This is a genomic window from Stenotrophomonas sp., assembly GCF_050737575.1.
Lineage (GTDB): Bacteria > Pseudomonadota > Gammaproteobacteria > Xanthomonadales > Xanthomonadaceae > Stenotrophomonas.
In genome coordinates this window covers 254,916-276,517 of the sequence record NZ_JBOHXW010000001.1, presented here as the reverse complement: position 1 = coordinate 276,517, position 21,602 = coordinate 254,916, and the positions used below count along the sequence as shown (strand labels likewise).

Here is a 21,602-nt window from a genome sequence, read left to right as displayed (position 1 = left end):
TCTGCGGAATATCGGATGATTCAGCTGGGCGCCGCCCAGTCGCTTTTCCTCATGCTAGAATATTGGAATGCCCATTCCATAACGGAGCGAGCCAGAGCCTGCATCGCTCCGCTCGGACGCCGCCATGAGCACTGAAAAGCCGTTATATCCGGGTCGCCCGAGGCAGTTCGAGGACGAAGATGTCATCGATGCTGCCGTGGCGGTATTCAGTGCCAATGGGTTTGCCGGCACCTCGGCGCAAGATCTCTGTGACGGTACCGGGCTTGGCAGAGGCAGCTTGTACAACGCTTTTGGCAGCAAGCAGGGGCTGTATGAACAGGCCTTGCTGCGTAGCCACGAACAGACGATGGCCGCGCAGTTGGCCATTCTCACGCAGCCGGGTCCGGTGAAAGCCAGATTGCACACCCTGCTGCTGTGGGGCATGGACGAAGATCTCTCGCAGCCCGGGCAGCACGATGCAATGGTGTTGTTCTCTGCGCTGGAGCGCGGCAGCAAGGATGAAGCCGTTGCCGCGCTGAATCATGAGTATCGCCAGCGACTGGAGCAGACGCTGGTGGCTGTCTTCACTGAAGGCCAGCGGAGTGGCGAGCTTGGCGACCGCGCATCGGCTTTACAGATGGCCCGGGGCTTCCTGGCGGGCTACTACGGCCTGCGCGTGCTGAGCCGGAACATCCAGGACAGGGCGGTGCTCGAAGATGTCGTCGCCGGGTTGTTGATCAATCTCTAAGTCACGGTGGCTGATTTTCAGGCCGCCGCACTTCGTCTGTTTTTGTAACGTTTATTCCATTATTAGGAGAAGGTCGAGAAGTATGTCGTCGACAAAGCGTTTGCCGATCTCAGTTTACGTACTGGGTTTGGCCATATTTTCCCTGGGCACGGCCGAATTGATGGTGGCCGGCATGATGTCCAGTCTGTCCGAGGCATTCGGCGTGACGGTAGGCGAGGTCGGTCACCTGATCTCGTACTACGCGTTCGGTGTGATGCTGGGTGGACCGGTGCTGACCTATGTCTTCCTGAAGCTGAAAGTGCCGTATCGCTCCACGCTGTTGTGGTTGCTGGCCTTGTATGTGGTTACGCAGGGACTGAGTGCGTTCAACTCGGACTATCGCGTGCTGGTGGCGATCCGTCTGATCACCGGCGTGTTGTGCGCGGGCTGCTTGAGCCTTTCGCTGGCTACCAGCATGGCGCTGGTTTCTACGGAAAACCGCCCGCTTGCCGCGTCGGTGGTGATCGGCGGCTTCATGGTCTCCAACGTGTTCGGAGTTCCGCTGGCGACCATCGTTGACCAGCACTGGGGCTGGCGCGTCGCTTTCGGTTTGGTGGCCGTATTGGTTCTGGTTTGCCTGTTCGCGCTGGTGCGCCTGCTGCCGCATCTGGCCGGTGGCGGCACGCTCAAAATGGAAGAAGAGCTCAAGGCCTTCCGAAACAAGGCCTACTGGAAAGCCTGTGCGACCAGCTGCCTGATCCTCGGCGCGAGCTTTGCTGCCTTCAGCTACTTCGTGCCGGTGCTGGTCGACGTGACCGGTTTCAGCATGGCCGTGGTGCCGTTCATCCTGATGCTTTATGGCCTCTCAAACATCGTGGGCAACGTGATCACTGGACGGCTGGCTTACCGTCACAGCCTCGCGATCATGGTCGTCGGGCTGAGCGTGCTCAGCGTGTCGTTGTTCGGCATGGCGCTGTTCGCTGAGTACAAGTGGGTGGCGATTCTTGCGGTGGTTCTGATCGGCCTGTCTGGCGTGCCGATGAACCCGGCGATGATGGCGCGCATTGTCAGCGTCGCCCATCCCGGCCCGATGGTGAATGCCGTGCACACTTCGGTGATCAATATCGGCCTGGGCGGTGGTTCCTATCTGGGCGGCATGGCGATTTCCGCCGGTTACGGCCTGCGCTCGGCGCTGTGGATCGGAGTGGTGCTTGCGGTGTTGGCGCTGTTGTCAGTGCTGCCGTACCTGCGTGCCAGCAGCAAGGGGTGGGAGTGAGGGCAGAAGGGTTCCGCTCCTACGGTGTAGTTCAATGAAAAGGCCCCGCATCGCGGGGCCTTTTCGATCAGCTCGCTGCGCTCAGTGGCGCGGCGCTGTCCTTCAGTTTTGGCCAGCGCTTGAGAACCGCAGTGCGAATGCCGGCGGCGTCGATGCCGGCTTCGGCCAGCAGGTCTTCGCGGCTGGCGTGATGCTGGAAGCTGTCCGGCAGGCCGAGGTGCAGTACCGGCATCAGCACCGCTTCGGCATTGAGCAGCTCGGCCACGCCGGAGCCCGCGCCGCCAGCAACCACGTTGTCTTCGATGGTGACGAAGCCTTCGTGGGTGCTCGCCAGGTCCAGCAGCATCGCCTTGTCCAGCGGCTTGATGAAGCGCATGTTGACCACGCTCAAGCCGAGCTCGCGGCCAACCTGCTCGGCGGCGGTCAGCGTCGAGCCGAAGGCGAGCAGGGCGATGCGGCTGCCTTGATGGCGCAGCTGCGCCTTGCCGATTTCCAGCGTGGACAGATCGGTGCCGACGGCTGCGCCCGGGCCGGTGCCGCGCGGATAGCGCACGGCGGCCGGGCCGTTGTATTGCAGGCCGGTGCTGAGCATCTGCCGGCATTCGGCCTCGTCACCCGGCGCCATCACCACCATGTGCGGCACGCAGCGCAGGAAGCTCAGGTCGAGGTTGCCGGCATGCGTTGCGCCGTCCGGGCCGACTACGCCCGCGCGGTCGATGGCGAACAGCACATCCAGTTCCTGCACGGCAACGTCATGCACCAATTGGTCATAGGCGCGCTGCAGGAAGGTGGAGTAAATCGCGACGACGGGCTTGGCGCCCTGGGTTGCCATGCCTGCGGCCAAGGTCACCGCATGCTGCTCGGCGATGGCCACGTCAAAGTAGCGCTCCGGGAATTCCTTGCTGAAACGGACCAGCCCCGAGCCTTCGCGCATTGCTGGGGTGATGCCCAGCAGCTGCGGTTCGGCGGCGGCGGCATCGCACAGCCAGTCGCCAAAAACGTCGGTATAGGTTGGCTTCTTGGGCGCGCTCTTGGTCGGCAGGCCCTTGCTCGGGTCGAACGGGCCGACCGCGTGATAGCCGATCTGGTCGTCTTCGGCCGGCTCGTAGCCTTTGCCCTTGGTGGTCATGATGTGCAGCAGCTGCGGGCCCTTCGCATCCTTCAGGCGCTTGAGCGTGGACAGCAGCAGCGGCAGATCGTGGCCGTCGATGGGGCCGGTGTAATGGAAGCCCATCTGCTCGAACGCGGTGGAGGGCACGAACATGCCTTTCCACTGTTCTTCCCAACGTTTGACGAAGCGCGCTGGCGGGCTGTGCTTGTCGCCAAGGATTTTCTTGCCGCCTTCGCGCAATGCATTGAGCGTGCGGCTGGCGGTAGCGCGGCCCAGCATCTTGGTCAGCCCACCAACCGCTTCGGAGATGGACATGTTGTTGTCGTTGAGCACGACCAGCACGTTTGGCTCGTCGTCCATGCCGCCAGCGTGTGCCAGCGCCTCGAACGCCATGCCGGCAGTCATTGCGCCATCACCAATCACCGCGACGACTTTGCGCTCGTCGCCCTGGTGCTGGCGCGCGATAGCCATGCCCAGTGCGGCAGAAATGGAGGTGGAGGAATGGCCGACGCCGAAGGTGTCGTATTCGCTCTCCTCGCGCTTGGGGAACGGCGCAACGCCGTCCTTCTGCTTGACCGTGTGGATGCTGTCGCGACGGCCGGTGAGGATTTTGTGTGGGTAGGTTTGGTGGCCTACGTCCCACACCAGTTGGTCGACCGGTGTGTTGAACAGGTAATGCAGGGCGACGGTAAGTTCGATCACTCCCAACCCGGCAGCGAAATGACCGCCGCTCTTGCCGACTGATTCGATCAGATAAGCGCGCAGCTCACCGGCCACCGCGCCCAGTTCGGTTTCATCGAACGTGCGCAGGTCTTCGGGATTCTGGACGCGCGACAGGCGCGGATAGCAGGCAGAGTCGATCATTTTCTTCGTATTTCAAGCGACGCGGTATTTTCGCCGCCAACCGAGGGTGGGGCAAGCAAAGCGCTCTGTATGTGAGGAGCAGATGACGGAGATTGTCGCCAATCTGAAGTATCAGTTCAGGTTGGCGCGGTCTGCGCTGTGTTCCGGGCATTTGCGCGTGCCTGCGCGCGGCAGAGAACGGCGATTTTCAGGCGCTGCGGCGCAGGGCGTTTTTCGGCAGCTGCGCTTTCAGGAAGGCCATCTGGTCGGCCAGGATGTTGCGGTTGGACAGGATCAGGTGCTCGATCCAACTGGGCCGATACGGCACCGCCAGCAACGGCATATTGGCCTGCTGCGGGGTGCGGTTGCTCTTGCGTGAATTGCAGTGGAAGCAGGCGCTGACCACGTTCTCCCACGTGTCCTGGCCACCCTTGGAAATGGGCATGACGTGGTCGCGAGTAAGGTGCGGACGACTGAACTGGTGGCCGCAATACAGGCAGAGCTGCGCATCGCGGGCGAACAGCGCGGTATTGGTCAGGTTGGGTGTGGGCGCAATGGCGCGCGAACGGGCGAAGCCGCGCGAGGCGATGATCGGGTGCAGGTCCAGCCCGCTTTGCAGGCCGCTGTCGCGGTTGATGGCGCCATGCACATGCAGGCAAGGATCGCCCAAGGTCCAGGACACGGCATCGCGCACATACAGGCAGGCGGCGTCTTGCCAGTTGATCCAATCGAGCACCCGGCCATGCGCGTCCAGCGACAGGAGTCGCACGGAGCCAAGGCGGTGCAGGGGAGGCGATGGCGAAAACCCGGCCAGCGGAGCAGTGGTATCGGCTCCGGTATCGATCAGACTACGCGGTGTAGTGTCTGTCTCCATCGGGAAAACAGCTTATACACGAAGCGTGACGATTTGTGTAAATGCGGGTGGGTTTCGGCATGTTCTTCTCCTGCGTGCGGGAGAAGGTGCCCATAGGGCGGAAGAGGGGCTTTTGACGTTGGCTGGCTAGCTAGAAGCTTCCCCCTCACCCCAACCCCTCTCCCGTGCACGGGAGAAGGGCTTTGACTGCCTGGATCTGGGCTCAATCGCCGAAGCGGATGGCGTCCATCGCCATCAATGAATCGGCGCCGCTTTCCATGCTGGCGGCATGGGTCAGGGTGCGCGGCAGGATGCGGGCGAAGTAGAAACGTGCGGTTTCCAGCTTGGCCTGCTTGAAGGCATCGGTGTGGCTGGAAGCCTGTGCGGCGACCACCGAACGTGCCCACCAGTAGGCCAGGGCGACATAGCCGCTGTAGAACAGGTAATCCCAGCTGGCGGCGCCCAGTTCTTCCGGGTTGGCGGCGGCGCGCTGCAGCACGTTCACCGTCAGCTTGCCCCATTCCTTGGACTTGGCGCCCAGCACCGGCAGGAACTCGGCCACGGTCGGGTTGTTGGCGTTGTCGGCGATGAACTGCTCGACTTCGGCCAGGAACAGCTTCAGCCCTGCGCCCTGCGAAACGGCGGTCTTGCGGCCAATCAGGTCCAACGCCTGGATGCCGGTCGTGCCTTCGTACAGCGTGGTGATGCGGGCATCGCGGGCGAACTGTTCCATGCCGTGCTCGGCGATGTAGCCATGGCCGCCGAATACCTGCTGGCCGTTGTAGGTGGCTTCAATGCTCCACTCGGTCAGGCAGGCCTTGACGATGGGGGTGAGGAAGCTGACCAGCGTGTCAGCGTCGGCACGGGCTTTTTCATCGCTGGCGTGCTGAGCGGCGTCGAGCTGGGTGTAGGCGTGTGCGGCGAGCAGACGGCCGCCTTCGGTCAGCGCCTTGGTGGTCAGTAGCATGCGACGCACGTCCGGCTGGACGATGATCGGATCGGCCGCCTTGTCCGGCTGTGCCGGGCCCTTCGGCGAGCGCGATTGCAGGCGGTCACGGGCGTAGGCCAGTGCGCCCTGGTAGGCGCGCTCGGACTGCGCAAGACCCTGCACGCCAACGCCGAGGCGGGCGGAGTTCATCATCACGAACATCGCTTGCAGGCCCTTGTGCGGCTGGCCGACGAGGTAGCCTTCGGCGCCGTCGAAGTTCATCACGCAGGTGGACGAGCCGTGGATGCCCATCTTGTGCTCCAGCGCGCCGCAGCGCAGCGCGTTGCGCTCGCCTTGCGTGCCATCGCGGGCAACCTTGAACTTGGGCGTGACAAACAGCGAGATGCCCTTCGGGCCCGGAGGTGCATCGGGCAGCTTGGCCAGCACGAGGTGGACGATGTTGTCGCTGAGGTCGTGCTCACCGGCGGTGATGAAGATCTTGGTGCCGGTGATCGCATAACTGCCGTCGGCATTCGGCTCGGCGCGGGTCTTGATCAGGCCCAGATCGGTGCCGGCGTGCGGCTCGGTCAGGCACATGGTGCCGGTCCAGTTGCCGGCGACCAATGGCTTGAGGAAGGCCTCTTTCTGCCAGTCTTCGCCGTAATGCTTGAGCGCTTCCACGGCGCCGTGCGACAGCATCGGGAACAGGCTCCAGGCCAGGTTGGCCGAGGACACCATTTCGCTCAGGGCCATGCCCAGCGTTCCCGGCATGCCCTGGCCGCCGAACTCCGGCGCTGCAGTCAGGCCGGTCCAGCCGCCATCGACGAACTGTGCATAGGCTTCCTTGAAGCCCGGCGCGGTGGTGACATCGCCGGTGGCTACGTCGAGCTTGCAGCCGGTCTGGTCGCCAACGGCATTCAGCGGTGCCAGCACGGCGCTGCTGAAGCGGCCGGCTTCTTCCAGTACGGCGTCGATGACGTCGGCGCTGGCGTCTTCAAGACCCATCGCGGCAAACAGGGATTCGGCCTTGAGCACGTCGTGCAGGGCGAAACGGAGGTCGGTAACGGGGGCTTTGTAGTTGCTCATCAAAACGATCTCGAACGATGCGGGAAACGGTAGGGGATCAGCGCAGCACGCCGGGCAGGCCCGGGGCCTGGTTGAGGCTGCTGCGCGACTTGATGTCGAAACTGCGTTGTTTCTTTTCTTCCGGAGTGGCGCTGACGGTGCCTTCCAGTTCGTAGAACAGCGAACGGCCACCGGCCAGCGAATCGGCCATCACGATGCGGGCCGAAGAAGCAGGCTGCAGGCGAACCTTGATGATGTCGGCCGACTCCGGGCCGATGGACAGCGCCGGGGTGGCGCTGAGCGTGCCGGCGTTTTCGTCGCCGACCTTGATGACCAGCGATACCGAATCAAACCGCATCGGCATGGAGCTGTAGTTGCGCAGGCGCAACTCGACCTCCCAGTTGCCGTCGTTGCCAACGGTGAGCTGCTGGATGCTGGCCGCTGGCTCGGAAACACGTTTGACCTTGCCGCCACCGCAGGCGGTGAGCGTCAATGCGGTCAGCGCGAGCAGTGCAATCAGGGCGTATCGGGGGCGAAAACGCATGCGGCGTGATCCTCAAGTCCGAAGTGGTTACCGCCGAAGGATACTACGGCGTATGGGCTGGTGCGCGGGGGCAGGTTAGGTACCTTGGGGCAATAGACGAAGACGGATGGCGGAACCTTCGTGCCCGGGCATCAAAACATGCAAGGGGCCGTAGTTGCCGCTTTTCGCGACATTCGATCTGAGCTGGCTGGGTCGGCCTGGACTCGCGATGGCGGCTACGATCGATTTCGAGGGGATGCCGTTTGGAGGCTTGCCTGGTGTGCGCAACCGCAGCGCCGGGGAAAGAATGGGCAACTTCATGGTCAATGGGTTGCGGGTGCTGCAAAGCGAAGCGACTGGCTGGCCTTCGTCGCGGGTGCATTTCAATGCGCAACGGATTGCTGAGTTGCTGGCGTCCGCCCACAACCCGCTGTGTTACGGGCGGCGCTGTGCAAGTGCTGCAGTCGCCAGAAACACTCCGCGAGGCCAAGCAGAAGTTTGATGGCCAACGGGGAGACGGATTCCGCTATCAGCCGTTGCTGCAACGGGAAACGCCGCCGCTGGACTGCCGACAGTAGTGCTGTGAAGTGACTTCATCGCCAAGGTCGCGGTGACCTCCGCTGCAAGATCGCGTGCGGTGTTGTATCGCTGGAAGTGCGTTCGGCAGTCCGCCGTTTCCAGTCACCTGATAGGTAAATGCTGTCGCTGTTGGAAATGCTTGAATGCAGTGCTGCAACCCCCGTCGCACCCCTGCCTTTGTGCGGTATGCCGGATGGCACTGCTGCATTCATTGCGTGTTTCCGCAGTATGAGTTGCCGTCCACGTATCGACGACCGCAGTGTCGCTGTTGCGATGCTACGCCCCCACTCATCGTTCTGCTCAGGAGCCACCATGGCGACTACCGCACGTTGCAGTTCACGTTGGACGCGTCAGGCTTTAAACGCGTCTCGCCATCTCTTCTTCGGCCTGTCGTTGGCGCTGGGCACAACGCTCAGCGGCGGCGCATTGGCGCAGAGCGATCTGGACCCGATCCTCGCGGCGGCGATGGAAGGCACGCAGACGCCGGCAGTGGCGATGCTGGTTATTCGCGATGACAAGGTTGCCCAGCAGGCGGTACGCGGCGTGCGTCGCAACGACGGCGCCGTGGCAGCGCAGAGCGACGACGTCTGGTTGATCGGTTCAACCGGCAAGCCGATGACGGTCGCCTTGATCGCGCGCCTGGCCGAGCAGGGAGTGTTGGACTGGGATGCACCGTTGTCGAAGATGCTGCCGGATCTCACTGTGATCAATCCGGCCTACGGCAGCGTCACCCTGACGCAGTTGCTGTCGCACCGCGCAGGCCTGCCGGAGAACCTGCAGGACGCGGCGGCGCTGGACGCCTTCTTCACCGACTCGCGTGCGCTGCCGGTGCAGCGCGAGGCGTACATCCGCGCGGCGCTGCAGGAGGCGCCAGTCAACGTGCCCGGTAGTGAGTTCGCGTACAGCAACAGCGGCTTCCTGATTGCTGCAGTGATTGCAGAGCGTGTCACCGGCACCGACTTTGAAACGCTGATGCAGCGTGAGGTGTTCAAGCCGCTGGGAATGGACAGTGCCGGCTTTGGCCCGACCGCCGCAGATCAGCCGCAAGGTCATCGCGCCGGCAAACCGGTGACGACTGCGCCGCAGAAATCGGATGACGGCGTACCGCCGATGTACACGCCGGCCGGTAACCTGCACATGCGCCTGCAGGATATGGCGAAATTCGCCATCGACCAGATGGCTGGCAGTCGAGGCAAGGGCAAACTGCTCGCACCGGCTTCCTATCGCCTGATGCAGACCGCACAGAGCGGCAGCCCGTCGGCCATGGATTGGGGCGTGCAGGCTTCCATCGCCGGGCGCAAAGGGCCGGTGCTCACCCACGGCGGCTCGGACGGCAACTGGCTTGCCTGGGTAGCACTGTTCCCGGAAACCGGCAACGGCGTAATCGCTATCGCCAATGCAGCCGATGACATGGGCGCGGACAAGGCAACCATGGGCGCCATGGGCCCGATCTTCGCTGAGCTGGCACCGCCGGCTGCAGCGAAGCCGTGATCGCCGGATAGGTGTCGCCCCATGGCGGGGTCTCGTAACTGGCCCTTGTCAGCCGGCTGGTCCGGTACGAGCGCAGCCTGTTGGCGAAGGCCAAAGACGCGCGCTAGAATCCGGACACCGCGTGGGGCGGTAGCTCAGCTGGGAGAGCGTCGCGTTCGCAATGCGAAGGTCGGGAGTTCGATCCTCCTCCGCTCCACCAACACGTCAAACAAAGAGCCGCATCGTCAGATGCGGCTCTTTGCGTTTGCGCGTTGGCAGTGCTGCTTTGAAGGCTTGCAGGTTGTCGGCAAGGAGGCATCAGAACGCCCTTCAATCTTGCCGAATCTGCTGTTTCCGGCGAATTTCATTGGATGTGAAGATTTTTGTGAAATTTGCTTGCCCAAACTGCCACGGATGGGTAATATTCGCGTCCTCGCTGGCGACAACGCCAACGAAAACAAAGTGGCCGAGTAGCTCAGTTGGTAGAGCAGGGGATTGAAAATCCCCGTGTCGGCGGTTCGATTCCGTCCTCGGCCACCATAAGATTCAAGGGTCTGCAGAAATGCAGGCCCTTCTTGTTTTCAGGCGTGCAGTGATGCTGCATGGCCTCTTCAAGGAAAGGTCTGCAGAGATGCAGACCTTTCTTCGTTCTGATTGTTTGCATCGTGTGCCGTGTGTTTGGCGCGGTTGGCTACGTGATGTTGTGGCTCGTGCTGAGCGTGAGCACGCGGTGTGGATGGTGTCGTTGTGGATGAGTGGTTCTATCCGTCGCCTGTGGGCGCGGTGTGAGTGCTCGCGACTCAGTGGGCGGCTCGTGGTTCGCGATGTCGGTGGCGACAGGCTGCATATCGTTGGCGGTTGATCAGGACTCAGGCGTTGATTGTCCCCGCGTGCGGCGCGGACGTTTGCATTCGGATGCGCGCCGAAGCGGGCTTCATCCGATTCGGTGGTTCTGTTCAAGTCCGCCTCTCCGGCGAGAGTGCTTTGGTTGTGCGAGGAGGGTGGAGCGGGTTCAGTCGTTCGGTCCCGGCGGTGATCGTCTCTGGATTGGCGAATCGCCGTCATTCATTGTGCGAGGACTGGCGCACCCGCTAGGTCTGTTTGGATGGGGGCTGGTCGCCGCTGGCGTGTGGCTTCAGATGAGGCACTATGCCGCTTGGAGGCCGTGCAAGCTTGGCCCGACAGCACAAGTCGGGCTCCTGACATGTCCGTGTCGGGGTCGTGTCGTCACGGAAAGCAGGGTGCGGCGGGATCATGGCGGGAAGCCGAGCAACCCATTCCGAGGAGTAGTCATGCACATCAATAGCCTTCGACTTAAAGAGCTGCGCGTCGCCCGCCAATGGTCGCAGGAGCAGCTGGCCAATCTCAGCGGTCTGAATCTGCGCACCATCCAGCGCCTCGAATCAGGCGCGAAGATCTCGACCGAGTCGTTGCGGGCATTGGCCGCCGTCTTTGAAGTGCCGGCCGATAGTTTGCTGGTGGGCGATTCGACACCCAGCCAGCCGGCGCTCGAGGCAATGCGGGAAGGCGTACTGCGTGGGCTGGATTTCACCGGCGTCACCCCGCGAGCTGATTTCTGGTGGTTCGCGCTGGCGGTGGTCATGGTGCTGGCCTTCGCCCAGCTGTTCGCCGATGCCGTTGGCCCGCTGCCGCTGCAAATCGTCTCGTTGGTGGTGCTTTTGCCGTGGATTGCAGCCTGTACCCGGCGTCTGCGCGACGCGGGTCTCAATCCCTGGTGGCAAGCCATCAGTCTGGCCCCGGTGGGCGGCATTCTGGTGCTGCTCTATCTGCTGACCTATCCGACCAAGGCAAAAGAGCCGGTGGATGCAGCGTCGGTGTGAGGAGGCGAAAGCCATAGGCTGCGCACGGACGGAAACAAAAAAGGCCGGAAACCTTTGCGGGTTTCCGGCCTTGTTCGGGCCTTGACGGCCACTTCATTGGTGGAGGTGGGCGGAATTGAACCGCCGTCCGAAGGCACTCCATCCCCGGTACTACATGCTTAGCTCACCGTTGGGTCTCGTCCTGTGGCAGCACGGTGTGCCAAGCGCACCCCAGGACCAGCCTGTTTTGGTTAAGCCATGACTGACAGGCAGCCGTCACAGCCGGTTCCGTGATAATGACCCTACATCCACGAGCACGGGCACAAGTGGGTTCGGGGCTTACGCCTTAAGCGGCGAGAGCGTAGTTGTCGTCGTTGGCAACTAGAGTTTTGCAGCTGGATTTACGAGGAAAGCTACCCCCTCGGCATGCACCAAGCGACTTCATAACCTCCGTCGAAACCAGTGCACCCCCGGTTAGACGTTGATCAGAAACGGTTTTTAGCCCCGGAATGACCAAAAGCTGACTAAAGACCTTCTTGATAGGGTGGATCCTACGGCAAAGAGCCTGAACAGTCACTGGGGGGGACGAGGGATTGCGATCGTTCCTAGCCTGTTGTGGAGCACCACTGAGTTGCCGCCTGGAGCCTCAGGCCAGTGGGCTGCCGGGATGTAGGAAGGGTTTATCCGGAGGTGGGCGAAATCTTCGATGTTGGGCGTTGCCAGATGATCGACTCGCGTCACTTGGGCAGCGTCTGGCCCCTCCAAGTCGCCAATTGAGCACAGCCAAGCTATCGGGAAGAACTTCAGCAGCGAGAAGATCACGACATCGGTGCCGATGATCAGCTCTTTCCGGGCCAACGCTCTTCCGACGATCTGAGGCTTGTACGGATAGACCCAGTAGTACAGCCGCAGGTCCTCCGGGAACGGCTGATCGAGTTTGAGGAAGTACTCGGTCTTACGCTCGATGAATTGCCCAGCCTTATGGGTGCCAAGTCCGTGGGCAAGCAGATGTCCAATTACGGACCGGAAGAGCTTGTTCTGTTGAACCCGGATGTCGCTCGGCAGGTACAGGCGCTCTGTAATGGCTGCTTTGGCATCCTTGCAGAACTGCACGAGAGTGGGATCTAAGGCTTGGCCAAGTCTCTCGTTATTGCACTTGGCGCAGATGGATCGATACTTCACACCCCGCTGGAACAGACGCGCCTGCCGCGTCGGCTTTTGGGCGCCTAGAGCTTCACTGAGCCGGTCGAGGTATACCTGGCCAACGAGCGGCACCCCCTTTGGGGGAACATGGTCGTCCGTCAGTCGCTCTGTTAAGCCGCAAATATTGCATATCCCAATCTCAGGGCCGCGAGTTTGCAGTCGCTCCAAGGCTCGTCCTTTTGACCTACGCGTATGTGCGGAGCCAGCATAACGCTACGGCTCTAAGGGCAGCCTGTTTTCTCCCAAGCTGATGCCAGCTTGCTACCGGCATCCGGAACCATGGACGGGATCCACCGTGCGTACTTCTTGGCGGTGATGGTCCAGTCGCGGTGCCCCATCTGCTTGGCCACCCACATGACATTCTCGCCGGCACTCAGGGCCTGCGAGGCGAAGGTGTGGCGCATTTGATAGGGGTATCGGTACCGGACGCCGGCCTTCTTCAGGGCCCGCTGCCAGCTGCCGGCGCGGATCGTTTGATCGGATCCCCAGCGGGCGTTTGTCTTCGGATCGTGGAAAACGAACTCGCCGGCCAGAAGGGTATGCGCGCGCTGAGCCTTCAGGGCGGCGAGGGCCGGTGCTACCAGCGTGACCTCACGCAGGCCGGAGTCGGTCTTGGGCGCCTTCATCTTCCCCATGACCCAGGCGCGGCGGATTTTCACGGTGCCGTGTTTCCAGTCGATGTCCGACCAGCACAACCCGATCATTTCCGACGTGCGTAGGCCGCTCGCAAAATTGAAGTGGCAGTAGTTGCGCACCTGGGCCTCGTCGATCCCGGCCAGAATCGCTGCGACCTCCGCTGGGCTGAAGGGGTCGACTTCCTCCGTGGCGTTCATCTGGGCCCGCCGGCGGATCTTGAAGCCATCCAGTGGGTTGACCTTGATCAGGTCGTCGTCGACGGCATCATCCAAGGCGCCACGGAGTGGACCAAGGACGTTGTTGATCCGCTTGGCTGTGACCTCGGAACCAAACTTAACCACCAGCTCCCTGACTTGTGTGCGGTCGAAGTCGCGCAGGGCGATAGCCCCGATTCGCGGGATCAGGATGTTCTCCACGATCCGGGTATAGCCAATGATCGTGCTGTGCTCGAGCTCCAAGCCCTTCCGCGCCAGCCACCGATCCAGGACGGTTTTCATGTCGTCCAGGGTGGCGGGCTTTTCGATGACCAGGCGGGCTCGCTTGCTGGTCGGGAAGTGCGCCGCATAGTCGAACAGGCCCTTCTCGATCTCGATCTTGATTTGGCCCAGAAGGTTCTCGCAGAAGCGGATGTTGCGGGGGGTCGGGGGGAGCTTGACCCGCTCCCGACACCTCGCGCCGCGGTAGTAGAAGTCTATTTCGATGCTGCCCGATGTAATTGGGCGGACACCGCTGCCCCGCTTTGAACCCACCATTCGTAACCCTCAATGTCCATCAATATCCGGCCGTCTGGGGCCTTCGTGTAAACCGCCCCCTCCAGCCAGTCGCCGCGCTTGATCTTCGACCTGGTTGCGTCGGGGGTGTAGCCGGTCAGTTCTTGGAACTTCTCGATCGTTACAAAGCGGGGGGGCCTCAGCAGCCCTCGGATTGAGGTGGCACGCTGCAGATCACCCATAGAGGTGCCCCATGGCAGAATGCATGCCAATCCACAGGGGGATCAGGGAATGGAATCGAGAGGGATACTTGGCGCGACCGGCTATCTGGTGCGCCCGCTGATCCTTGGCCCTGTTTGTTTCGCTATCGGGGCTGGCGTGGTGGTGCTGATCTTGGGTATTCCTGGCCTGACCTCTGCAGAGTCCGCCGGCTGGGCGTCGGCTGTAGCCACGGTGTTGGCCGTAGGTGTGGCCTTGCTGGCTATCGCCAGCGAGAACAGACACAGGGTTTCCGAGCGGAATAGAGCCGATGGCATCCGAAATGATGAACTGCTGGCTGCGGGTCTGAGCGCGCGTGCAGAGCTTGAGCGTCAAGAGGCTGCTAGAAAATCGCAAGCGCGGCGTCTCGCCAAAATATTCGATCGTGAACTGACCGAAGCTGCGCGGGAACTGATTGCGCTGATAAAGCTCACTGAGAAGGTGACTGCTCACAATTTGGAGGAATACAAGGCTATCTACGCCGAGCCGCTCCGAATGTCTATTTTCAAAATGCACGAAAGATTCGTGGACCATTTGGACGTATTTCCCGACATGACGGCCATTTCGATCGTCAACAATATGACGAATTGGTCGACGCTCACTCTTATGTCTGAGGGCATGAAAACGGCACCTCGACTCGATTTCTTCGCTATCCGTCACAAACTTCTCGCCGAGTTCCGCGAGACTCTGGTGATCATCGGCGAGACGAAGACTGAGCTTCAAACTTACTTCGCCGACATCCCTGGCATAAAAATGTTTGGCTTGGTCGAAATTCGCGAAATGAATGCCGCCAAGGCCGACTACGAGTTGCGGCGACTCGCAGAATCGGCGGCTGACGGTAAATCCTAGAAGGGGCTTGCTCATTGGCGGCGTCCGGGAAGCGCGGGAGTGCCCGGCTGCGTATCCACTGCGACAGTGGTGCGGCCGACTTCGTGGTGGAGCTCAATTGCGTCCAGCTCGACCTTGACCGCGGCAATGTAGGTGCTAGCCACCAACGACGTGGCCTTTGCGCGCTCGATGGTTTGAGCCATCTTTTCCGGCGACGCGCTGTCGTCGCCCAGGTTTTCAAGCATCAGGACTAGGTGGTCGCGGACGTCACTGACTTTGTTCTTCATCGCGCTGCTCCTTCGTGCGGCGATTGATCTTTCGGGTAATGAGGGCCTTGAGCCTCACGAGCTCGGCCACATCCTTCGGGTATCTGGTGTGGAAACTGTTGCGGCGCATGTTCTCGGCGAGCGTCACGACCTCGAGCCGGTCAACGGTGATTTCGGCGGAAACAAAGGTCTTCATGCCGGGCTTGAAGATCACGATGTGGCCTTCCGGTACCGAGCCGTTTGCTGCCTCCCATGCCATGACGTGCACAGGGCGCCAGCGATTCGCCGAAAAGAGAGCCGGATCGTCGGTGACCTTGCGCATCAGCACCTTTCGCTTCGGCTCGACCTTCTCGGTTCCGATGGGCACGTAGTTGCGCGCCTCGTGAGCTAAGCGGCCCTTCTTGAACTGGGTTTCTTTCATGCGCCCCGAGTGCCAACCTGGTCGGCGTTGGCCCTTGTTCGGCGGTACCTGCCCAGGTTGGAAGCGCGCGGCGACGAATGCTGGGTTGCGAGTGCCATTCCACAGATGTGCCAGTGGGTGCTGGTTGACCTGGGGTGACTTCGACAGGTGCAATGTCTTGGCACGCCGTTGCACGGCACAGACCGAGCGACCCAAGACATGAGCGATCAGGAAGGCAGGAAAACGGGGATAGTTGAGGCGCATGGTCTCGTCCTCGTCCTCAGTCCACGGAGCGCGGTGCTTCATTGCGCCCCCATGCGAACTCGGGTGCTTCGTCGAGCAGCCAGATATGGCGCACGTTGGCCACGTCGACGAGGTCGCGCGCTGCAGGAAAGATCTCCACGGCCCAGCGCTCGCCGTAGCCCGCCTGGGACTTGAGGTTCTGGATCTCGTCCCACGTGATGCCATCGGCCCAGCGGCCGTTGCCGAGCATGCGCAGGCGATTGATCGATAGCCGGGTCGGTTCGCCGTCAACAACGTACTGCTGCACCAGGAAGCCACGGCTGCGCCAGACTCGCTCCGGTGGGCGCGACAGACCGATCATGGCGGTAGGCCATAGGTGCGTAGGGACTTCCACCAGCACCTCAGGCAACGCCCGGTGCTGTGCGGCTCGTGCACGGCGCTCAGCCCTGTTGAGTTGGCGATCAGTCACAGGCCACCTCGCCGGCGCTCACGATCTCGCTCTGCTCGTCGGCGTTGGCTTCCACGCGCCGCAGCGTGACCGACGCCACTGCCATCGCCTGGAAGATCGCGGCGCAGAGGTCCGCAGCTTCCTTGCAGCTATACGGCCAGCCTTTCTGCTCAGTCGCAGCGTCCATAAGCTCGTCAAACGCAGCGCACTCGAAGCCTGCGATGCGCATGGTCTCGGTGGGTGGGCCGAATAGAACTACGGAGAGGGCATGGATGTGGGCTGCGGTTGCTTCATCCAGCGTGCCCGGGTGCATCCAGGCCTCTGCGGTCGCCGTGGCGTCGTGCAGGGCCTGGTACAGCTCGGATTGGTCATCGATGTTGGCGGCGACCAGCGCGCGCTGCAGCGCCTGCAGGCGGAAGCTCAGGGCTGTGCGCTGCTGCCAACGGAGCAAGGTCTCGGCGCGCAGGATCCGAGCGGCATTGCGGAGCTCGGCGGCAAGGGCGTCCGGGCAGTCGACAAGTTTGAGTGCCAGGTCGATCTCTGCGGTGGACGCCTCCCACACGACGGGCTGCAGGCGCGGGTGAAGGGCGAGGCAGTCATCGTCGGGGTCCAGAATGTTGCTGGCCAAGATGCTGTGCATGCCTAGGGCAACGCGGAACAGGCCGCCGCCGGCACCTGCGGTGGCGGCGATCACGTGGTCGTAGAGGGCGCGCAGATGCTCAGAATCATCAGCATCGAAGAAGTCGGCTTCGCCGGGGTGTTGGTCCTTGTGCAGGCCTTCGACGAGCGACGCGATCTTCATCGCGCTATCAACGTCTTCGTGGGTGGCCTTGGCCATGCGCAGGGTGTGAGTGGTCTTCCCGCTCATACGTTCGCAGCCTCCTGCCGCTTGGCCACCTCGACCGGTTCGAGCAGCTCCTGGCGGGCGACGTTCACTTCGCGCGGTGCGGTGATGCCAATGCGGACCTGGTTGCCTTTGATGCCCAGGACGGTAACGACGACGTTGTCGCCGATGTACAGGGTTTCGCTTTCACGACGGGTGAGGACGAGCATGTGTATCTCCTGTTTCCTTGGAGCCCGGCCGCGCGCTGCAGCCGGGACGGGGTGAATCAGTTCTTGTTGAAAGGCAGCAAGCCGTTCGAGGCGTTGAGCGTTCCTGCAGCGATCTGGCGCTGACGACGCAGGCGCTCGCGCAAGCCACCGCCGTTGGGGGCCCAGCGGATCAACCAGCGACGTCGCTCGGTGAGGTGCTGTGTCCAGCGCTGCAGGCGGCTGGGCTTGTGCGCTTTCTGGGTTTCAGGCTTCGGCGCGGGTTGCGCTTCGCGTTGGACCTGGCTGCCGGCGAGTCGGGAGCCGAGAGCCAGAGCAACACCGAGCAGCAGGCGGGGACGACGGTTGAACACAGGCAGGCGCTCCTACGGAAGAAGGGATGAAGTGGTGGGTAGTGGGGTGAAGTCGAACGGGCGGTGCTTCGAGTACGCGGGGCCCTCGACCAGCGGGATACCGTTCCAAGTCATGGTCTGGGCCTCGGTGTAGACCGGCTTGGCACGTTGGCCGCGGATCCTTTCCGCCTTGCGTCGCGCGTTCTCTGCACGTGCTGCCGCCCTGGCATCGCATGCGATGCGATGGTTCGCGCCGCGGATCAGGGCGGCGAAGTCGACCGGGCTCAAGACGATCCGGGGCGGCCGCTTGCCAGCGATCTCGAAGTAGTCGGCGAGTTCCTTCACCCTATTACGTAGGGCGCAGAACCTCTGCTTCTTGTCTCCGGCCGGCAACTGGCAAAGGTCGACAGTGGTGGTTGGCTCGGAAGGCTCAGGACCGGCCTGCTCTGTGGCGTCCGAGACGTCGTACTTGAGGAAGGTTACGGCCGCCTTGATAGCGTTCTGCCAGGCCTCAACCTGCTTGCCGTCGGCGTCGTACAGGGCCAGCAGACCGCCTTGCCCAGTTTTCCGAGCAGACCCGCCGCCGCGAATGATGGTGACCACGTCGGCCATCTTGGTGAGCCTCATGACAGCCCTCCCACAGGTTCATCGTGGTACTGCACGATTTCATCGAGGTCGTGCTGGAATTGATCGATTGCTGCGATGACCTTGTCCATAGCAGCCTCGACCATGGCGTCGTCGAGCGGATCCCACGCTTGGTTGATCGCGAGGACGCTGCAGCGCATGCGCTCACAGCGCAGCTTTGCCATCCGCATCAGGCGTTTCGTGCTGATCCCGGCTTCCTGGGCGCGGGTGGGATTCTTGGCGGCCATATCAGCGCACCTCCCGCCAGCCGGCTTCGATCAACGAGGCGTGGCGAGCGTCTTCCTGGAACGCGAAGAACACCTCGACCTTGTGCGGATCCTCGTCGGCGTAAATGAACACCTGCTCCACGCAGCGGAACTCGTCTTCTGCGTGGACCTTGAGCATGTCGTCCTTACGCGGCAGAAACGGCAACGGGAGGAAGCACTCCCAATCCATGCCAGTGAGGCTGGCTTCCTCAGCGCGCCGCCGGCGGCCTGTGGGCCAGTTCGTTTCGACGCAAAAGCGGATGTTGAATTGGTCGGCCATGCTCAGGCCTCCGCTTTGGAGAGCTTGAATGCAGCCTCCAGCAGCAGGAACAGGCGACGGATCTCACCGCTCTGCAGGGCGAAGCGCGCGTCGAGCTCAGCGCGGCGGCCGTCCTCGTCGATGTGCTCCAGCTTGTCGAGCGCGCCGTCCAGGAACTTCAGCTTCCGAACGATCATGTCTTCGCCCAGCACGAACGACAGGTTGTCCTCGAACACCAGCGCCAGGCGCGTGACTTGCTTGCCGGCATCGAGGTGCTTGTCGATCTCGTCGCACCGCAGTTCCTGGTACTGGCACTTCACGACTGCGCCGCCCTGAGCCGGATCCTGAAGCTGGCATTCCTCGCCAAGGCTCAGGCCTTCCGGCATCGGCTCGCCGGCAATCCACGCGGTGAGAATCGCGCGCGGTGCCACTTCCGCATTGAGCGGCATGGCCGGAAAGCTACCGAGCATCCCGCGGATGTCGCTCATGACGTTCTCGCCGGTTTTGCGGCTGGACGTGTCGACAACTGCATAGCCGTGCTCCAGATCGAGCAGCACGTCGGTGCGCCGGCTCTGGGTCAGCGCGCGCGGCAGCAGTTCATGGAGCAAGTCGTCCTTCAGCCGCTTGCGTTCGCGCCCACCGGGCTTACGGCCTTCGTTTTCTTCAATGGCCTCGAGCTTGCGGGCCAGCTGGTCGTTGACGGCCGCGGGCGGGAGGATCTTGTCTTCGCCGCCGATCGTCAGCCACAGCGCGTCCCCGATGCGGTGCGACAGCTGCTCCTTCTCTTCCCGACCAAAGGGCGAAATGAAGCCGCGTGAGCTCATTTCCAAAGCAGCCACCGGTTTGAGCGTGGCCGCGGGCAGCAGGCTGTCGACTTCCGAGAAGTCGATCGCGGTTGGAAAACGGAACACGGTCAGGTTGCGGAAGAACATGGAGGATCTCCAAACGGTTCGGACGTGATGGACGTTCCGGGCGGCAAGTCGCGCAGGCCCAGGGTGTAAAGCGCGTCCTCGATTGCTGCCTGCTCGTCGTCCGCTACGGCTTCGTGCGGCTTGGCAAGGCCAGGGATGTAGAGGCGGAACAGGTTCATAGGGCGGCGAGGGTCCGGGCGATCAGGCGCAGGTTCGGGCGCTTACCCGCCTTCCATGCGTCCTGCAGGTTTGTCCCGATGTCTTGGCGCATGGCGTGCTTCGGCGGCGGGTACACGATCAACGCCTCGTAGTAGCGCTGCATGCGCTCGCGAGCGCTCATGGTCCGGATGGTGCGAAACACCACCCGGTTGAGCTGGCACTTCAGACAACCGATGTCCTGGTTCATTCGGATGGCTCCAAGCAAGAACGCAGATCAAGGCGGAAGACATGACGGCGGCGAGCAACGGGCCGGCGAATGCCTCGAGGAGGTTGGGGTAGCGCTTCACACGCATGGCGGGATAGATCCCTGTGGCGCACGCCCGAGGTAGCCGCAGTGCATGCACACGCCGTCTTCGTCCGGCTCGTGGCCGCGCGGGGCAGGGGGGGCGATGTCGTCGGGCAGCACGTGTGCTCCGAACAGCACGTCGAACTGGCTGTCGACCGATTGCAGGGAGGGCATGCGCATCAGGACGTGCCCCTCTGCACTCGCGATTGATGGTCATCGCGCAGTGCTGCCACCCACCGGTAGGCAGTGGCCCTGCTCATGCCAAATTCACGGCAGAGCTCGTCGGCGGTGGGGATCCGCGTTCTGTACTTGCGTACCAGTCGGATTGCTACCGTGATGCCTTGGTGTTGTGAGCTCGGGTTCGGCAACTTGGGGCCGTCGCGATAGGTGGGCTTCATGGCGCACTAACCGTGACCAACTGATAGCCGATCTTTCGGGTGGTCCGAATTCGCTGATTCGCGCCGGCGCTCGCCAGCTTCTTGCGCAGGCGACTGACGAACACCTGCAGGCAGTTGGACTCGGCGGGCGGAGTGCCACCGTATTGAGCCGCTGACAGGCTCGCGTGTGTGACCAGTTCACCGCCGGCCTGCAGTAGCTGCTTGTAGATGCGGTACTCGGCGCAGGTGAGCCAGACAATGGTTCCTGCAGGGCCGCCCACCACCAGCGCGCGCTGCTCCGTAATCAGCTCGACGTTGGAGGCGCTCACGAGCGCACCTCGACGAAGGCCAGGTCATAGATGACGCATTGCGCCAGAGCAGCCACAGACGTGGCATCCGGTGGGGAGTCCGGCACGATCGTCAGGGGAACGATCGTGTTTGCTCTGGCGCAAGCGTCGGGGGAAATTGAGTAGCTGCCGCTCGATACAGCATCAACGGCGTCGAGTGATTCCTGCCAGCGGGACCAAGAGAAGTCGCGGGCCATGAGGGCTTTCAGCCGCGCGCTGCAGTCCGGTACCGAACCGGCGTTGCGGAAGCTGTTGAGAGCGGTGCTGGCGACGGTGGTGCGAAGGCCCCAGTCGTTGACCTGGGCCAGCTGGTACACCTCGACTGCTGCGCAGACCCGCGGGTTCGTGATGATCAGATCCGCCGGGACGCGCGCTGCAGGAGTGTCGTCGAGGGATGCCAGCTCGGCGGATGTAGCGGCCGGCTGGGTGTCACCCCAGGAGCCTGCCCCAACTGCCAGGACAGCGCCTACTGCGAGGTACAACGTGGAAGACAGAAGCGACATGCGATAGCCATCCCTGTGAATTGGTAAGCACACTAGTGCTCATAATTCACAGTGTCAAGCACTAAAGTGCCAAATAGTCGCACGTACTACGGCCGACTTCTGACCGAGCGGATTCTAGGGCTGCTGGAGTCGGCGCTTAATGGCCAAGAATTCGTCCCATACCTGCAGGGCGAGAGCATCAATGGCTTGGGGAAGTAGGGCCGCAAGGATCTGGCCGCTTAGGGCTGGCGATACGCCTGGCTGTGTCGCCAGATCGAACACT

Annotated in this window: 24 protein-coding genes, 2 tRNA genes and 1 other RNA gene; 7 read left to right on the top strand and 20 right to left on the bottom strand. The window is 62.4% G+C overall.

Going from position 1 to position 21,602, the window contains the following annotated elements; genetic code table 11:
• Nucleotides 1-124 precede the first annotated feature (124 nt).
• Both ACREP4_RS01265 and ACREP4_RS01260 read left to right on the top strand, forming a co-directional pair.
• A complete protein-coding gene (locus ACREP4_RS01265; RefSeq protein WP_431594397.1) occupies nucleotides 125-727 on the top strand; it encodes a TetR/AcrR family transcriptional regulator in 603 nt (200 codons plus the stop codon).
• A gap of 82 nt (nucleotides 728-809) precedes the next feature.
• A complete protein-coding gene (locus tag ACREP4_RS01260; protein WP_431594396.1) occupies nucleotides 810-1,982 on the top strand; it encodes an MFS transporter in 1,173 nt (390 codons plus the stop codon).
• Nucleotides 1,983-2,049: 67 nt separating this feature from the next.
• Here the strand turns inward: ACREP4_RS01260 and dxs are convergent, their stop codons facing one another.
• From dxs to ACREP4_RS01240, 4 genes are all read right to left on the bottom strand, one after another.
• Complete coding sequence (gene dxs / locus ACREP4_RS01255) at nucleotides 2,050-3,957, bottom strand: 1-deoxy-D-xylulose-5-phosphate synthase (RefSeq protein ID WP_431594395.1); 1,908 nt, start codon at nucleotides 3,955-3,957, stop codon at nucleotides 2,050-2,052.
• Nucleotides 3,958-4,144: 187 nt separating this feature from the next.
• Entirely contained in the window at nucleotides 4,145-4,810 is a 666-nt protein-coding gene (locus ACREP4_RS01250) for an HNH endonuclease (protein ID WP_431594394.1), read from the bottom strand.
• A 202-nt stretch (nucleotides 4,811-5,012) separates the two neighbouring features.
• Nucleotides 5,013-6,803 (bottom strand): acyl-CoA dehydrogenase C-terminal domain-containing protein, encoded by a 1,791-nt coding sequence (locus tag ACREP4_RS01245; protein WP_431594393.1) that lies wholly within the window; start codon nucleotides 6,801-6,803, stop codon nucleotides 5,013-5,015.
• 37 nt (nucleotides 6,804-6,840) lie between these two features.
• Nucleotides 6,841-7,326, bottom strand: a complete 486-nt coding sequence (locus tag ACREP4_RS01240) for an LEA type 2 family protein (RefSeq protein ID WP_431594392.1) — start codon at nucleotides 7,324-7,326, stop codon at nucleotides 6,841-6,843.
• Between the two features lie 870 nt (nucleotides 7,327-8,196).
• Between ACREP4_RS01240 and ACREP4_RS01235 the strand changes: the two genes are divergently transcribed.
• The 4 genes from ACREP4_RS01235 to ACREP4_RS01220 all read left to right on the top strand — a co-directional run bounded on the left by ACREP4_RS01235 (nucleotide 8,197) and on the right by ACREP4_RS01220 (nucleotide 11,195).
• On the top strand, nucleotides 8,197-9,375 hold the full coding sequence (locus ACREP4_RS01235) for a serine hydrolase domain-containing protein (RefSeq protein WP_431594391.1): 1,179 nt from the start codon (nucleotides 8,197-8,199) through the stop codon (nucleotides 9,373-9,375).
• Between the two features lie 123 nt (nucleotides 9,376-9,498).
• Nucleotides 9,499-9,574: transfer RNA gene (locus ACREP4_RS01230), tRNA-Ala, on the top strand.
• 244 nt (nucleotides 9,575-9,818) lie between these two features.
• Nucleotides 9,819-9,894: transfer RNA gene (locus ACREP4_RS01225), tRNA-Phe, on the top strand.
• A 752-nt stretch (nucleotides 9,895-10,646) separates the two neighbouring features.
• Entirely contained in the window at nucleotides 10,647-11,195 is a 549-nt protein-coding gene (locus tag ACREP4_RS01220) for a DUF805 domain-containing protein (protein WP_431594390.1), read from the top strand.
• A 97-nt stretch (nucleotides 11,196-11,292) separates the two neighbouring features.
• Here ACREP4_RS01220 and ssrA read toward each other — a convergent pair.
• The 3 genes from ssrA to ACREP4_RS01205 form a co-directional block, all read right to left on the bottom strand.
• Nucleotides 11,293-11,646, bottom strand: a transfer-messenger RNA (tmRNA) gene (gene ssrA, locus ACREP4_RS01215).
• A gap of 101 nt (nucleotides 11,647-11,747) precedes the next feature.
• Nucleotides 11,748-12,545: a hypothetical protein gene (locus tag ACREP4_RS01210; protein WP_431594389.1), complete on the bottom strand. Its 798-nt coding sequence runs from the start codon at nucleotides 12,543-12,545 to the stop codon at nucleotides 11,748-11,750.
• 53 nt (nucleotides 12,546-12,598) lie between these two features.
• Complete coding sequence (locus ACREP4_RS01205; protein ID WP_431594388.1) at nucleotides 12,599-13,765, bottom strand: Arm DNA-binding domain-containing protein; 1,167 nt, start codon at nucleotides 13,763-13,765, stop codon at nucleotides 12,599-12,601.
• A gap of 219 nt (nucleotides 13,766-13,984) precedes the next feature.
• Between ACREP4_RS01205 and ACREP4_RS01200 the strand changes: the two genes are divergently transcribed.
• On the top strand, nucleotides 13,985-14,830 hold the full coding sequence (locus ACREP4_RS01200) for a hypothetical protein (RefSeq protein WP_431594387.1): 846 nt from the start codon (nucleotides 13,985-13,987) through the stop codon (nucleotides 14,828-14,830).
• Between the two features lie 11 nt (nucleotides 14,831-14,841).
• On the opposite strand, the gene ACREP4_RS01195 is transcribed toward ACREP4_RS01200, so the two are convergent.
• The 13 genes from ACREP4_RS01195 to ACREP4_RS01135 all read right to left on the bottom strand — a co-directional run bounded on the left by ACREP4_RS01195 (nucleotide 14,842) and on the right by ACREP4_RS01135 (nucleotide 21,340).
• Entirely contained in the window at nucleotides 14,842-15,096 is a 255-nt protein-coding gene (locus ACREP4_RS01195) for a hypothetical protein (protein WP_431594386.1), read from the bottom strand.
• On the bottom strand, nucleotides 15,077-15,739 hold the full coding sequence (locus ACREP4_RS01190) for an HNH endonuclease (protein WP_431594385.1): 663 nt from the start codon (nucleotides 15,737-15,739) through the stop codon (nucleotides 15,077-15,079). Before ACREP4_RS01190 ends, ACREP4_RS01195 begins: the two co-directional genes overlap by 20 nt.
• Before the next feature lie 16 nt (nucleotides 15,740-15,755).
• The gene (locus tag ACREP4_RS01185; RefSeq protein WP_431594384.1) at nucleotides 15,756-16,112 is read right to left on the bottom strand and encodes a DUF7694 domain-containing protein; all 357 of its coding nucleotides are present in this window, start codon (nucleotides 16,110-16,112) and stop codon (nucleotides 15,756-15,758) included.
• Nucleotides 16,113-16,179: 67 nt separating this feature from the next.
• Entirely contained in the window at nucleotides 16,180-17,034 is an 855-nt protein-coding gene (locus ACREP4_RS01180; protein WP_431594383.1) for a hypothetical protein, read from the bottom strand.
• The gene (gene csrA / locus ACREP4_RS01175; protein ID WP_431594382.1) at nucleotides 17,031-17,219 is read right to left on the bottom strand and encodes a carbon storage regulator CsrA; all 189 of its coding nucleotides are present in this window, start codon (nucleotides 17,217-17,219) and stop codon (nucleotides 17,031-17,033) included. The genes ACREP4_RS01180 and csrA overlap by 4 nt, the downstream gene beginning before the upstream one ends.
• Before the next feature lie 56 nt (nucleotides 17,220-17,275).
• Entirely contained in the window at nucleotides 17,276-17,569 is a 294-nt protein-coding gene (locus ACREP4_RS01170) for a hypothetical protein (protein ID WP_431594381.1), read from the bottom strand.
• A gap of 12 nt (nucleotides 17,570-17,581) precedes the next feature.
• Nucleotides 17,582-18,175: a hypothetical protein gene (locus tag ACREP4_RS01165; RefSeq protein WP_431594380.1), complete on the bottom strand. Its 594-nt coding sequence runs from the start codon at nucleotides 18,173-18,175 to the stop codon at nucleotides 17,582-17,584.
• Nucleotides 18,172-18,420: a hypothetical protein gene (locus tag ACREP4_RS01160; RefSeq protein ID WP_431594379.1), complete on the bottom strand. Its 249-nt coding sequence runs from the start codon at nucleotides 18,418-18,420 to the stop codon at nucleotides 18,172-18,174. Before ACREP4_RS01160 ends, ACREP4_RS01165 begins: the two co-directional genes overlap by 4 nt.
• 1 nt (nucleotide 18,421) lies before the next feature.
• Nucleotides 18,422-18,718: a hypothetical protein gene (locus ACREP4_RS01155; RefSeq protein WP_431594378.1), complete on the bottom strand. Its 297-nt coding sequence runs from the start codon at nucleotides 18,716-18,718 to the stop codon at nucleotides 18,422-18,424.
• Between the two features lie 2 nt (nucleotides 18,719-18,720).
• A complete protein-coding gene (locus ACREP4_RS01150; RefSeq protein WP_431594377.1) occupies nucleotides 18,721-19,629 on the bottom strand; it encodes a recombination-associated protein RdgC in 909 nt (302 codons plus the stop codon).
• A gap of 154 nt (nucleotides 19,630-19,783) precedes the next feature.
• Complete coding sequence (locus tag ACREP4_RS01145) at nucleotides 19,784-20,014, bottom strand: hypothetical protein (protein WP_431594376.1); 231 nt, start codon at nucleotides 20,012-20,014, stop codon at nucleotides 19,784-19,786.
• A 493-nt stretch (nucleotides 20,015-20,507) separates the two neighbouring features.
• Entirely contained in the window at nucleotides 20,508-20,819 is a 312-nt protein-coding gene (locus tag ACREP4_RS01140) for a helix-turn-helix domain-containing protein (protein ID WP_431594375.1), read from the bottom strand.
• Nucleotides 20,816-21,340, bottom strand: a complete 525-nt coding sequence (locus ACREP4_RS01135) for a hypothetical protein (RefSeq protein WP_431594374.1) — start codon at nucleotides 21,338-21,340, stop codon at nucleotides 20,816-20,818. Before ACREP4_RS01135 ends, ACREP4_RS01140 begins: the two co-directional genes overlap by 4 nt.
• Between the last annotated feature and the right edge of the window lie 262 nt (nucleotides 21,341-21,602).